A 12,607-nucleotide genomic window follows, 5' to 3' on the forward strand; every position below is an offset into this window, starting at 1 on the left:
AGCATGTACAAAGTACTGCTCGTTGAGGATGAGCATTATATAAGAGCCGGCCTGCGCACCGCCCTGGACTGGGAAGCTTACGGTCTCACCATTGCCGGTGAGGCGGAAGACGGAGACGAAGGATTACAAGCTGCGCTTGCGCTCAAGCCTCATATCATTTTTACCGACGTGCGCATGCCTGGGATGGACGGCCTTCAAATGGCCGAGCGCATCTTGCAAGAGCTGCCTGAGACTAAAATTGTCCTTGTCAGCGGTTATGACGATTATGCTTATACACGCCAAGCCCTGCTGCTTGGATTATGCGACTATTTGATTAAGCCCATTCACGAGGAGGAGATCGCTTCCATAGCTGTCAAGCTTGTCGCTGAGCACCAGGAAGAAGAAGAGCGTAAGCGTCTGGAAATCGAGCAGCGCTATACGCTGCACCGCAGCCGCAAGCTTCTGTTCACCGGGCTTCTTAACGAATTTGTCCTCGGGAACGACGATATATTGCATGCGCGGAAGTTTGAGGAACTGGCGCCCTGGTTTAGCTACGCGGCGTACCAAGCGGCCGTCCTGAGGGTGGAGAATTATACTCAGGCCAAAAGAGACCATTACGCCGGAGATGAGGAGTCTGTCTGGTTCACGATCGACAATATCGGCTCTGAAATTATGTGTAAAGATACGCTGCTGTTCCGTAAACTGGACATGCCAAGCGAGTTTATACTCATTCGAGGCTATGAACGTGAGGATGAAGGGACGCATCCGGAACAGTTCAACCGTCAGTGCAAAGAACTCGTGAAAGTCATCGGCGGCTTCCGCAAAATGGTCGTAAACGTGGGTTTGGGCGGTGTAGTCACAGCTACAGCACAGATTAGCCAGTCATTCCATAGAGCGCTCTTGGCGCTGCACCAGCTGGACTTGCGTGACGGCTTCAAGGTGGAGGCGTATCGAACTGATACGCTGCGCGCTGAGCCGGCTTGTGCAAAGCCGTTCGTCGAGCGGCTCAAACTGGATCTTGCACAGCTCCACACGGCACGCGTCGAAGATTCGATCCGCGGCCTGTTCCGCACGCTTCGCGCCGAGCGAACTGTGCCCCGCGGCGAGTTGTACCGGCTTCTTGCAAGCCTGCTTCGGATGACGGAACAGTCGCTGGCCGCGAATCGGCCGGAGGCCGGGCAGCGACTTTCGCAGTATGAGGATATGAGTACGCTGATCCGGCTGGAATCGCTTGATGAGATGGAGTCGCGGCTGCTCGGAACGATGCTGTACCACATCGATATGGCTAAGAAGTTCAGCATTACAGGACCTAAAGAGGCCATACGGATGCTTAAGGAGTACGTTACCGCCAACATTACCTCCGAAGAGCTGACCCTAGGTGACTTGGCCAAAAAGTATTATATGAGTCCTTATCAAATTTGCCGTCTGTTTAAATCAGAATACAAGGAAAATCTCCAACGGTATATTATCCGCTTACGTATGGAGAAAGCCAAGGAATTACTGAAAACAAGTCAGCTTACCGTAAAGGAGATTGCCGGCTTGTCAGGGTATTCCGATGTCAAATACTTTTTTCGTATGTTCAAAAAACAAACGGGCTGTACGCCGGCGGAGTTTAGAACGAACCACTGATGAATTTACGATATGAACGAAAACCTCTCGATCCTATTCGGGCGGTTTTTTTGTGCAAGAAAGTCCACCCTGATATGCAAGGTTATCCCATTATGTGACCCGATTGAAGGTGCTAGACTGAAGTTGAGATGGAAATACAGCAACTTTGAGGGGGAACTGTAGATGAAGAAGAAGTGGGCTACAGCGGCCGTAAGCACGATTCTGTCCTTATCCTTGGCAGCATGCAGCACGGCCGGAACAGGCACAACCAAGGATGCAGCGGGAAAAACGGGTTCGGGAGTGGATAGTCCAAGCGCAGCCGGAGGCAAAGCGGTCGAGATCACCTACTGGAATTTATTCGGCGGCGGAGACGGCGATTTTATGGATGCGATGGTCAAAAAGTTTAACGAAGCGCATAAAGATTCCATTAGCGTCAAGTCGGTTCGCTTGGAGTGGGGAGAGTATTACACGAAGCTGAGCGCGGCCATCTCCAGCGGAAGCGGGCCAGATGTGGCTGTATCCCATGCTTCCCGTCTGCCCGAGCTGGTCGGCAATCAAGCGGTAACGCAGCTTGAGGACATCGCCAAGCAGGCTAACGTGAACTGGGGCAGCTTTAATGAAAATATTTTGTCCGGTACGGAATTTGAAGGAAAGCATTATGCGATACCGCTGGATACACACGCGCAGGCGTATTTCTACAATAAGAAGCTGCTCAATGATTATGGGTTACTGGGGGAGGACGGCAAACCGAAGCTGGAGCCTGGCACGGAAGGTTTTATGAAGTTTCTTAACGCCGTTAAAGAGAAGTCCGGCGGAAAAACGATTCCGCTCACCCTTCCAACAGCACAAGGCAGCGATATTTACTGGCTCTGGTGGACGCTGTATAAGCAAGCGGATGGAGAGAGTCTGTTCTCAAGCGACGGCAGTAAGGCAGGCTTCAACAACGAGCAAGGCAAGAAAGCGCTCAATGTACTGGATCGCATGATTCACAAAGACAAAGTGCTGCCTGGCAATTTGACTCCGGACAATTTCCAGAAGCTATTCGAGCAAGGCAAGGCTGCTACGGGCGTAATGGGCGTTTGGGCAACAGGAGCACTGGAAAAAGTAAAGGATCTGGATTTCGGCGTTATGCCGGTTCCAACGATTCTGGATAAGCCTGCGGTTTGGGGAGATTCCCACACGATCATACTGCCTAAAGCCAAAAATCCGGATGCGAAGAAACAGAATGCGGCGGTTACCTTTGCCGATTGGTTGTCAACGAACGGCGCCATGTGGTCTCAGGCGGGGCATATCCCGGCGAAGAAGGATGTACTTCTTACCGATGAATTTAAGAAGCAGCAATATCGTTCTGACTATGCTTCCACCACGGCGAACAATGTACGCTTCTTCACCAAATCGCCGAAAATCGGACCGGTTGGCGATGAAATTACGAAAGTGCTCAATGAATTTGCAAGCAGCGGCAAGTTGAATCCGGATGACGTGCTGACCAAAGCCGAAGCGGCAGCTAATAAAGTACTGTCGAAATAAGCGGAAGAGAAGGAGGGCGCCGCCCTCCGTTTTCCTCACCGATAGTAATGTTTACGTTTGCTAAAATGGACATCGATAGATGGTTTTCTCATCATGAAAGGGGTAGGGAATTATGAGCCGATGGCGCTTGCATACGGCAGCCTACGCGCTGCTCCTGCCGTTCCTGTTGTTCTATGTGTTATTTATGCTGCTGCCGCTCGGGTTGGGGCTGTTCGTTAGTCTGTACAATTGGTCGTTCACAGGCGACAAGCTGTTTGTTGCATTGGACAACTACAAGGACCTGCTCATGGACAGCGACTTCTGGGCTTCGTTATGGCATACGTTTTACTTCGTTATCATTTCGACGCCTACGCTGGTCATACTCGGATTGCTGCTGGCACTGCTTGTGAATCTCAAGCTGAGAGGCTCCTGGTTGTTTCAGACGGTTTATTTTTTGCCTAACCTGTTATCTATTGCCGTAGTCACCGCCGTGTGGAGTATTATGTTCCAGCCCTATACAGGCCTTATTAATGCGGGATTGTATTTCTTGGGGATGGAAGATGAAATCTTTTGGCTGACGGACCCGGGCTATGCCTGGTATTCCATTCTGACAGCTACGGCGTGGTGGACCGTCGGATTTAATATGATCCTGTTTCTAGCGGGTCTTCAGGAAATTCCGAAAGATCTGTACGAGGCGGCCAGTCTGGACGGAGCGGATCGGAAGCAGCAGCTATGGTATGTGACGATCCCGATGCTTCGCCGTGTAACGGTGCTCGTGACCATGCTTCAGGTCATCGCCTCCTTCAAAATATTCGGTCAAGTATGGCTGATGACCAAGGGCGGACCCGGCAATGCTACGAGAACGGTCGTGCAGTATATTTACGAAACGGGCTTCCGCCAGCAAAATATGGGTCTCGCTTCGGCCATGAGCTACGTGCTGATGATCGTGACACTGTTTATCGTCATACTACAATTCCGGTTGATGAATGAAAAAGAGAAGGTAGGTGGCACTTCATGAGAGCGCTTCGCTTTATAGCCTGGCTGCTCCTGTCCGTTCTGGCTTTGGTCTGGGTGCTGCCTGTGGCGTGGATGCTCGTGACTTCTTTTAAACCGGAAGGGACGGATCTGCTGTCCATTATCGAATGGTTCAAACCGCCGTATACCTTGGACAATTATGCAAAGGTGAACGAGCAGGCTCCGATATTCCGGTGGACCTGGAACAGCTTCGTCACCTCCGGCATGTCCACACTGCTTATCCTGCTTACGCACTCGTTGGCGGCGTACGTGTTGTCGCAGATTCCCTTTCGCGGCAGAACAACGTTGTATTGGCTTATCGTCATGGGATTATTGATACCGACCGAGGCAATGATTGTGCCCATGTACTTGCTGATGGACAGCCTGCATCTCATTAACACGCTCACTTCCATTGTGCTGCCTACAGTGGCGGCGCCCCTGGGGGTCATTATTTTGAAGCAGTTTTTCGACGGCATCCATAAGGAATTTTCCGAGGCGGCGCGTCTGGATGGCTGCGGGTACTTACGGATATGGTGGCATATTTATCTGCCTATGGCCGTTCCATCCCTCACCGCAGTCGGAATCTTTTCCTTCCTGGGGGCGTGGAACAACTTTTTCTGGCCGTTCCTGTCCCTCTCCGAGCCGGAGAACATGACTCTGCCGGTAGGCATTCCGATGTTCCAAAGCTCATACGCGGTGGATTACACGACACCGATGACGGCGAACTCTCTCGCAACGATTCCCGTGTTGATTCTGTTCCTGCTGCTGCAAAAGCATATTGTCAAGGGAGTGGCATTGACTGGGATGAAGAGCTAATAGGATTGTTCTTGAGCTAATCCTGTCAAGGAGGTGGTGCCAACCGATCATTAGCATTGAAACCACTTGGTGTTGTTTTCAGCGCATACGTGCAGATCCGCTAGGTCAGAGTCTGGAATGAGGATGAAACGAGGAGGCTGGTCATTCATGAAAAAGAAATGGTTAACCGCGGTTACCTTGCTAATGCTATTGGCGCTTGTCTGTGGCGCTTTACCGGCATTTGCGGCAAATGGACCGATCGTTTGGGACGCAAACCCGGCTATAGTGACCAATATCAATACCTTTACGGACGCAGGCAAAGACGCAAGGGGGATATCTCCCGGTACCTTTGGCTCGGAATATCCCCGTATGCTGAAGCTTGCCAACGGGGATTGGCTGGCCGTCGCAGCCATCTACGACAATAACGGCTACACCAAGGTATCGTGGGGCGGGACGCGCTTGCAAGTATTCAGAAGCACGGATAACTGCCGTACGTGGACTTTGTCCGCTACCCTATGGGAGGATGGCCGCGATCTGGACAACGGACAAATGATCCAGCTCCCGAATGGAGATCTGCTCTTGGCCATGCGTTCCGTGCGTTGGCAGGAATCCTACCAACTTCGTGTATATAAAAGCACGAATGGAGGAAGCAACTGGTCGTATTTGAGCACGATTGATGAAAATAACGGCCCCCCCGGCCGTCTTGGCAATCCGGATAAAGGCGTGTATGAGCCGCACTTTTATTTCCTGAGCGACGGCTCCCTGGCGGTCATGTATGCTAACGAGAAGCATGTGACGGAAAATCCGTCCTACAGCCAACTTATTTCCCAGAAGATTTCAACCAACGGCGGAGCCAACTGGGGAAATGAGATTTATGTGGCATGGGATCCGAACAATTCGGCCGCCAGGCCGGGTATGCCGGTATGGACGAAAATGGCAAACGGTCAGTACATCGTCGTGTATGAGGTGTGCGGCACGCAGGACTGCAACATCTTTTATAAGAAATCCAGCGACGGCAAGACATGGGCCAGCGGCATCGGGACGCAAATTCCGAACCAGTTGGGAGGGCCCTATATATTATCTCTCGCCGACGGCAGGCTGGTCCTCACTTCCAACTCGAATACCGTCTCGCTCAGCAACGATTTCGGCGCGACGTGGTATACGAACGATACGCCTGCGTTCGGCAACAGCTTGTGGGCATCGCTTTACCAGACCGGAACGAATGAGATCGCATTGATCAATTCGGTGAATCGCAGTGTGGGCGGACACAACATACAGGTGAGGTTCGGCGCGTTAACGGGCAGTTACTTGAATGATTTCAGCAGCAATGACAACGGATGGACTCGTTATGGTGGTACATGGAGCGTCTCGGGCGGTAATTATAATGTAACCTCGGCAAACGCAGACAAGTCGGTCTTAACCCCATGGCCTTCGAAAGCCGTTTATACGCTGGAAGGGGATATCAAGCTGAACAATGCCGGACAAGGAAGCCTGATCTTCAACGTTTCGAATCCATCGACAGGCGCCGACAACTTCAAGGGTTACGGCGTCGGGATCGACTCGGGCGGTATCGTATGGCTGGGGAAGTTCAATAACAGCTATACGCAGTTGGGTCAAGCTAATGTACCAATTGCAGTAAATACTTGGTATCATGTCAAAGTTGTCGTGAACAACGGAAATCTGAAATTTTACGTCGGAGACATGACGACGCCGAAGGTGACAGCTGCCGATTCCAGCTTTACATACGGGACGATTGGCGTTCGCGGCGGTTTTGGTAACAGCGTCAGCTTTGACAATATCAAGTTAAATTAACGGATAGGGGACATGCGAACCGGAGCGTTATTGGCTTCGGTTCGCTTCCCGTCAGTTTCTAACACATAGAGGAAAAGAGGAGATTATACTTATGCAGCAGCAGCCTAGACCGGAATATCCGCGCCCGCAATTCGTAAGAGAGGAATGGGTAAATTTGAACGGAACTTGGGAGTTTGCTTTCGATGATTCCGGGTCCGGTGATCGGGAGAAGTGGTATATACCTGGCAACGGTTCGGAGGAAACCGTGTTTAGCCATAGGATAACCGTGCCTTTTTGCTTCCAAAGCACATTAAGCTGTATTAGTGATACTTCGGTTCATGACACAGTCTGGTATCGTAAGAAGGTTACACTTCCACACTCTTTCTCGGATAAAAGAGTGCTACTCCATTTCGGAGCGGTCGACTATCGTGCATCGGTTTGGGTCAACGGACAGCTTGCAATGACGCATGAAGGCGGCCATGTTCCTTTCGGCGGAGATATTACCGACTTGCTTCAGGAGGATGAGAATTGTATTGTCGTCAAAGCGGAGGATTTCTCCCGAGATAAGCGTTTGCCAAGAGGCAAGCAATTTTGGGAGGATGAATCCCGAATGATCTGGTACACGCGAACGACAGGCATTTGGCAAACCGTCTGGATGGAAGCGGTAGCGACGACGCATCTGGATCGGCTCTGGCTAACGCCGGATATCGACCGGGATGAGATTCAGCTTCGCATCGGCATTAAAGGCAGAAAAGATAGGAACGAAGTCAGTGTTAAAGCTGTGATTACCTTTGGAGGCGAACATGTGACGACAGAGATGTTCCAGATTAACCATGACCTCGAGAGCCGTTCAATCGGGTTGAACGATTTTCATGACCATGGAATGGGCAGGCTGTGGAGTCCGGAAACCCCGAATCTGTATGATGTGGAATTTATTGTTTTAGTCGACGGCGTGGAGACCGACCGGGTCAAAAGCTATTTCGGTATGCGTAAAATATCGATTGAGCATGGGAAGATATGCCTGAATAACCGGCCTATCGTCATGAAAATGGTGCTTGACCAAGGGTATTTCCCTGACGGTATTTTAACGGCTCCAACCGATGAAGCGCTTCGCCAAGACGTGGAGCTGACGAAAGCGATGGGGTTCAACGGATCAAGAAAGCATCAGAAAGTGGAAGATCCGAGGTTTTTGTATTGGTGTGACAAACTCGGGCTCCTGGTATGGGGGGAGATGGCGAATGCCTATGACTATTCTGTGGAGTATGCTCAGAGGTTTGCGCAAGAATGGCAGGAAGCTGTCGTAAGGGACTATAACCACCCATGCATCGTAGCTTGGGTACCGTTGAATGAGAGCTGGGGAGTGCCTAATATTCTTATCGATCGCCGTCAGCAGCATCATGCGCAGGCAATGTATTACTTGACCAAATCTATTGACGAGCATCGCCCTGTCATTTCGAATGATGGCTGGGAGCATATGAAATCGGATTTATGCACCATTCATGATTACGAGTGGCGCGAGGAGGTGCTGACCGAACGATACAGCACAATTCGAAGCGCCGCTCAGTCCATGCCAGCAAATCGCAGGATTCATGTCGGCGGCATGAGCTATGCAGACGAACCTATCCTTCTGTCTGAGTTCGGAGGCATCTCCTTCCGCAAAAGCGATTGGGAAGGGTGGGGGTATTCAGGTGCGACAGACGAAGAAGATTTTCTCAAGCGACTGACTGCGGTAGTTCGTCCTGCACTTCATTCTCCCGTACTACAAGGCTTTTGCTATACGCAGCTGACTGATGTGGAGCAGGAAATTAACGGACTGCTGACTTATGACCGTGTACCGAAGGTACCGCTTGAGCAGATACGGGCCATTGTCGAAGGTAATGCCTGGACAAAATAAACAGGTGGCGCTAGCTTATGGAAAGCAAGGTGAAAAATGAAGGAAGAGGCATTCGCAAAACAAGGACATTTTCATGGCGAAGATGCAATCTGGCTCTACTCGGGAGCTTATGAGTGCGCTATATTGCCGCGGGTCGGGGGGAACTTAATTGCGTTTCGCGACAGAGAACGGGAATACCGCTTTCTGCATGAACCTGAAATGGATGAGATGGAAGCATTTAAGGCAAGACCTATCATCCACGGCATTCCGGTTCTGTTTCCTCCGAATAGGTACGAGGATGGACGCTTTCCATGGAACGGCCGAATCTATACATTGCCTGTCAATGAGAAACATACGGGCAATCATCTTCACGGTTTTCTATACAACATTCCCTGGGAAGTCGAATCGCATGGGAACAAAGGAGCCGAGGCTTCCTATGTCCGCCTGAAGCTAAGCTTCGATAGCTCCAGAGAGATGTTCCGCTATTTCCCTCATACGTTTATTTTTTGGCTGGAATATACATTAAGCGAGAAAGGGCTTCAGCAGCAGGTTTATATTCGCAATGACGGGAACCAGCCGATGCCATGCCTGTTGGCCTTCCATACTTCGCTTAACGCTCCGTTTTGCAAGACCAGCCGTCCGGAGAATTACTTGTTCCAAATAACGCTGGGGCAGCGGTGGGAGTTAAACGAAAGGATGCTCCCGACAGGAAAGCACCAAATGCTGACGGAGCAGGAAGAGGCGATGAAGGGAGAGGGAGCATATCCGTTCTTTGAGTCAATGGACAATCATTATACGGCGGAATCGCAAAATGGCAGGAATCGCGCTGTCCTGACCGATCTTCGCGAGCAGGTTTCCTTAGTGTACGATGCAGGCGCTTCCTACAAGCAATGGATGATTTGGAACAACAACGCGAAGCCCGGATTTTTTTGCCCGGAGCCTCAGGTCAACCTGGTTAACGCGCCGAATATAAAACTGCCATCCGAGGAAATCGGCTTATTCGCTCTGGCTCCAGGAGAATTGTGGCAAGAAACGAGTCTTTTGTACTGTATTCCTGCTAAACCGCATGAATAATCTTCGCTATCCCCCCGCTACAATCAGAGTGGGGATTTTTTGTCCCTTTCCTCAGCTAACACACATAGTCGCTTTATCGGGTTCAGTCTAATACATCTTCAAAAGTCTGCAGATGAACTCCTGAACGAGTTGTCTTATATGGGCTAGTACCAGCGAAGCTGACACCACCTGGCCGCTGTTTCATTATTTTTAGTTTACACTGGACACCATAGGCCCCCCTGATATGCAGGAGTGGAACTGCACCTAATACAGAAACGTGTGACGTTTCTGTTTTGAGTTGTAGTCCTCGTCATGTTTTTCGATCTCCATTAACGATGTTTTCATTTTGATTGATTATCGTTTGGAAAAACTTCAGCGACGCCTGCAGTTCCGATTCCGAAAAAGAGTTCAATCCATCGAAAAATCTGCGTTCTATTATTTCATGCATCATAGTGTGCACTTCGAAGACTTGCCTGCCTTTGGACGAAAGGCTAAAATATACTTCCTTTTTATTATCGTTCATCTGGCTTCGCTTAATGAAGCCTTCCTTATGCAGTTTATTGCTGATATTCGTAACACTCGCCTTAGACAAATTCATTTTTGCTGCAGTAGACGTGTTATTTATTGGTTCGTTTTTGCCAATGCAATCAATAATGTGTATGTCTGTCAAATTGTTCGGAAATGAAGTAAGTCCTTGCATCCGCGCAAAATCAGCAAACTCTTCAAGTTCGGTTGTGGAGATATGCAGGGATATTGCAGATAGGGTATTTTGAAAAAATGCCAAGAGGTTGGCGGAAAAGAACGCCTGCTGAAAAGAAATGGGTCTCAATCGATGGGGACGATCGGCCGCATTCGGATAGTCTTCGGGTTTCTTCGCAAAGCGTTTTGGATATTCTGAATGAGGCAGTCTGGGCGCCGAACGACGGATTACGAGAACCATGGCGCTTTATTTATGTGACTAGAAATGAAACGGTCAGTAAACTTGGAACTTCATATGGGGATATTTCGCTGGCATTCCTTCTGGTCGTGGCAAAGGAAGAAAATGATCTCCACAAGCAGGCAGAGGATTACGCAGCGGTATGCTGTTTGATCCAGAATTTTCAATTGCTGGCCAAATCCCAACCTTGGCACGTGCGCCGCATGATACCCGAATGGATTTATGATCGGGAACGGTGTAAGCCATTTGGGATTCGCCCGCAGGAACGGATCGTAGCGGTGCTGGAGCTCGGGGGAAACGATCGATACTCGAACTCCGCATCAACTTCACCAATGCTAAATATCACGCATCTTTGATCATACGTATCATGGGAATGCCCCCACCTTGTCATCAAGTTGAGGGCTGTTTATTGTTCATTGTCCCTACTATAGTAGCCAGGTTTTCATAACTTTTTTCGCTTTCTGTCAAGAACGGATCAGGTCATCCATAGAGGACACCATTCTTCCGATGTTCCAAAACAGTCAGTGTTAAAGTGTTATTGAGAAATCGAGTCTTTTAAAAAATCCGTAAAACTCACTGAGGATCTGCCAATCAGGTTTTCCAAAACGGGATTAGTTTGCGAGAAATCTCCCTGTCGACTTGCCTGAAACATACCCGTAAGCATGCCGACCATCGCTTCCGGCAGTCCTCTGGACATCAAGTGGTCCCGATATTCATCATCCGACACGACAATCCGCCGAATCGGTCGCTCCAAAACCTTGGAAGCAATCGATGCGATTCTATCCATGTCAATCGCCTCGGAAGCCGTAAGGTGAGGAGTTATACCGTCATATCTCTGCTCTGTCAGGATTACCGCTGTGGCTTCAGCCAACGTGCAGAAGACTTTCGGAATCATCGAAATTTCCTTGCCGAACACGAACTCCGCGTTCTTTTAGATCCTGTGCCGTGTTCTCATCACGGACACTTACACCAATATCCCCGGCAGGAACACGCTTGAGAAGTTCCTCTACGACCTTCCGACCTAATTTTCCATTCGCTCCTGTAACAACAATCATTTCTGCACTCATCCTTTCGTTTGCAAATCAGATAGAGATTTTCTTGTCATACGATTTTCTTTGTGCAATCATATTCATATAAGTGCATGTTCAAAAAAATCGCGGAATCAGACACAAACAGATCCAGTCGTTTATTTTAAAATCTGCGAAGCGTATGTTTCCAGGTACGCGAGCAAGATTTTAAAAAACAACGCGGAGGTGTGCAATGGATTTTCAGTAACTTTTGAACAACGGTCTAGCACCAACCTCCTAAGTAAAAGATAAAAGGATTGAGTTGTGCAAACAACCTGCAAAAAGCTGTTTTTGTTGTGTTCCCAACATTTTTGTCTTTTTGTCTGTTATTTGAGTTCAAGAGAAAGAGGGGGGTAAAATGTCGGTAAATCCCGAGGATCCGCGTGTTAAAAGAACCCGTCAATTGTTCGTGCAGGCTTTTAACGATTTGGTTGAGAAAAAGAGAAACGTCTATTCCATTTCTGTGCACGATATCACGAATCAAGCAACCATAAATCGAACAACGTTTTATGCACATTTTCAGGATAAATATGATTTTCTTGAATATTGGATGACGGAAAAGTTCCAAATGACTATAAGGGATAGACTGCCGGAAGAAACAAAATGCAATGCGGACAATTTGCGAATCCTTATTCAAACCATATTCGATTTTCTTTTGCGGTTTCAACAATGTAGTACGCCGGGAGACAAGCAGTTTGAAGCGATGTTTGAAAATGCCATGCATCAGGATCTTCATCGATTCCTGCTTAAACGGATAAATGAAGTGGATACAAAGGGCTTTTCACAAGAAAAATTGGAAGCTATGGCACTCGTTATCAGTTGGAGCATATTCGGATCGGCTTTGCAGTGGAGCCGGAACCCTCAAGATCGCTCAGTGGAAACGATGTTTGAAGAAGTCATTGAGGTTATATCGGTCAATTTGGCCCCTTTTTGGGAGCGAACAACCAGCTAAAGACACGCCTCGTTGAGACCCGGCAGCTCAAT

Annotated in this window: 11 protein-coding genes; 8 read left to right on the forward strand and 3 right to left on the reverse strand. The window is 49.2% G+C overall.

The features are described from left to right. The first annotated feature begins 3 nt into the window (after positions 1-3). The 7 genes from PEL01S_RS03515 to PEL01S_RS03545 all read left to right on the forward strand — a co-directional run bounded on the left by PEL01S_RS03515 (position 4) and on the right by PEL01S_RS03545 (position 9,640). A complete protein-coding gene (locus PEL01S_RS03515; RefSeq protein WP_127459292.1) occupies positions 4-1,608 on the forward strand; it encodes a response regulator transcription factor in 1,605 nt (534 codons plus the stop codon). Between the two features lie 162 nt (positions 1,609-1,770). Beyond that, a complete protein-coding gene (locus PEL01S_RS03520; protein WP_127459293.1) occupies positions 1,771-3,114 on the forward strand; it encodes an ABC transporter substrate-binding protein in 1,344 nt (447 codons plus the stop codon). A gap of 112 nt (positions 3,115-3,226) precedes the next feature. Further along, on the forward strand, positions 3,227-4,111 hold the full coding sequence (locus tag PEL01S_RS03525) for a carbohydrate ABC transporter permease (RefSeq protein WP_127459294.1): 885 nt from the start codon (positions 3,227-3,229) through the stop codon (positions 4,109-4,111). Next, positions 4,108-4,923, forward strand: a complete 816-nt coding sequence (locus tag PEL01S_RS03530; RefSeq protein WP_127459295.1) for a carbohydrate ABC transporter permease — start codon at positions 4,108-4,110, stop codon at positions 4,921-4,923. Before PEL01S_RS03525 ends, PEL01S_RS03530 begins: the two co-directional genes overlap by 4 nt. Before the next feature lie 147 nt (positions 4,924-5,070). Further along, positions 5,071-6,714, forward strand: coding sequence for a 3-keto-alpha-glucoside-1,2-lyase-like domain-containing protein (locus PEL01S_RS03535; RefSeq protein WP_127459296.1), 1,644 nt, complete (start codon positions 5,071-5,073; stop codon positions 6,712-6,714). Positions 6,715-6,805: 91 nt separating this feature from the next. Continuing rightward, positions 6,806-8,587, forward strand: coding sequence for a glycoside hydrolase family 2 protein (locus tag PEL01S_RS03540; RefSeq protein ID WP_127459297.1), 1,782 nt, complete (start codon positions 6,806-6,808; stop codon positions 8,585-8,587). A 36-nt stretch (positions 8,588-8,623) separates the two neighbouring features. Further along, positions 8,624-9,640: an aldose 1-epimerase gene (locus PEL01S_RS03545; RefSeq protein ID WP_127459298.1), complete on the forward strand. Its 1,017-nt coding sequence runs from the start codon at positions 8,624-8,626 to the stop codon at positions 9,638-9,640. A gap of 289 nt (positions 9,641-9,929) precedes the next feature. Here PEL01S_RS03545 and PEL01S_RS35075 read toward each other — a convergent pair whose 3' ends face one another. The 3 genes from PEL01S_RS35075 to PEL01S_RS35085 all read right to left on the reverse strand — a co-directional run bounded on the left by PEL01S_RS35075 (position 9,930) and on the right by PEL01S_RS35085 (position 11,611). Beyond that, on the reverse strand, positions 9,930-10,559 hold the full coding sequence (locus PEL01S_RS35075) for a MarR family transcriptional regulator (protein ID WP_239551081.1): 630 nt from the start codon (positions 10,557-10,559) through the stop codon (positions 9,930-9,932). A gap of 532 nt (positions 10,560-11,091) precedes the next feature. Then, positions 11,092-11,343 carry a Rossmann-fold NAD(P)-binding domain-containing protein gene (locus PEL01S_RS35080; protein ID WP_255320065.1) on the reverse strand — a complete coding sequence of 84 codons (252 nt, stop codon included), beginning with the start codon at positions 11,341-11,343 and terminating at the stop codon, positions 11,092-11,094. A gap of 76 nt (positions 11,344-11,419) precedes the next feature. After that, on the reverse strand, positions 11,420-11,611 hold the full coding sequence (locus PEL01S_RS35085; protein WP_239551079.1) for an NAD(P)H-binding protein: 192 nt from the start codon (positions 11,609-11,611) through the stop codon (positions 11,420-11,422). A 370-nt stretch (positions 11,612-11,981) separates the two neighbouring features. Here PEL01S_RS35085 and PEL01S_RS03565 point away from each other — a divergent pair, with 370 nt between their 5' ends. Beyond that, complete coding sequence (locus PEL01S_RS03565) at positions 11,982-12,575, forward strand: hypothetical protein (protein ID WP_063183550.1); 594 nt, start codon at positions 11,982-11,984, stop codon at positions 12,573-12,575. Positions 12,576-12,607 lie beyond the last annotated feature (32 nt).

It is taken from the genome of Paenibacillus elgii NBRC 100335 (genome assembly GCF_004000865.1).
In the GTDB taxonomy this organism is placed as follows: domain Bacteria; phylum Bacillota; class Bacilli; order Paenibacillales; family NBRC-103111; genus Paenibacillus_G; species Paenibacillus_G elgii.

What these genes read in the sequence shown, in the direction of transcription:
- PEL01S_RS03545 (WP_127459298.1), top strand. Translation starts at nt 8,624, where the DNA reads ATGAAGGAAGAGGCATTCGCAAAACAAGGACATTTTCATGGCGAAGAT.
- PEL01S_RS35085 (WP_239551079.1), bottom strand. Translation starts at nt 11,611, where the DNA reads ATGATTGTTGTTACAGGAGCGAATGGAAAATTAGGTCGGAAGGTCGTA.
- PEL01S_RS35080 (WP_255320065.1), bottom strand. Translation starts at nt 11,343, where the DNA reads ATGGATAGAATCGCATCGATTGCTTCCAAGGTTTTGGAGCGACCGATT.
- PEL01S_RS03515 (WP_127459292.1), top strand. Translation starts at nt 4, where the DNA reads ATGTACAAAGTACTGCTCGTTGAGGATGAGCATTATATAAGAGCCGGC.
- PEL01S_RS03525 (WP_127459294.1), top strand. Translation starts at nt 3,227, where the DNA reads ATGAGCCGATGGCGCTTGCATACGGCAGCCTACGCGCTGCTCCTGCCG.
- PEL01S_RS03530 (WP_127459295.1), top strand. Translation starts at nt 4,108, where the DNA reads ATGAGAGCGCTTCGCTTTATAGCCTGGCTGCTCCTGTCCGTTCTGGCT.
- PEL01S_RS03540 (WP_127459297.1), top strand. Translation starts at nt 6,806, where the DNA reads ATGCAGCAGCAGCCTAGACCGGAATATCCGCGCCCGCAATTCGTAAGA.
- PEL01S_RS03535 (WP_127459296.1), top strand. Translation starts at nt 5,071, where the DNA reads ATGAAAAAGAAATGGTTAACCGCGGTTACCTTGCTAATGCTATTGGCG.
- PEL01S_RS35075 (WP_239551081.1), bottom strand. Translation starts at nt 10,559, where the DNA reads ATGGTTCTCGTAATCCGTCGTTCGGCGCCCAGACTGCCTCATTCAGAA.
- PEL01S_RS03520 (WP_127459293.1), top strand. Translation starts at nt 1,771, where the DNA reads ATGAAGAAGAAGTGGGCTACAGCGGCCGTAAGCACGATTCTGTCCTTA.
- PEL01S_RS03565 (WP_063183550.1), top strand. Translation starts at nt 11,982, where the DNA reads ATGTCGGTAAATCCCGAGGATCCGCGTGTTAAAAGAACCCGTCAATTG.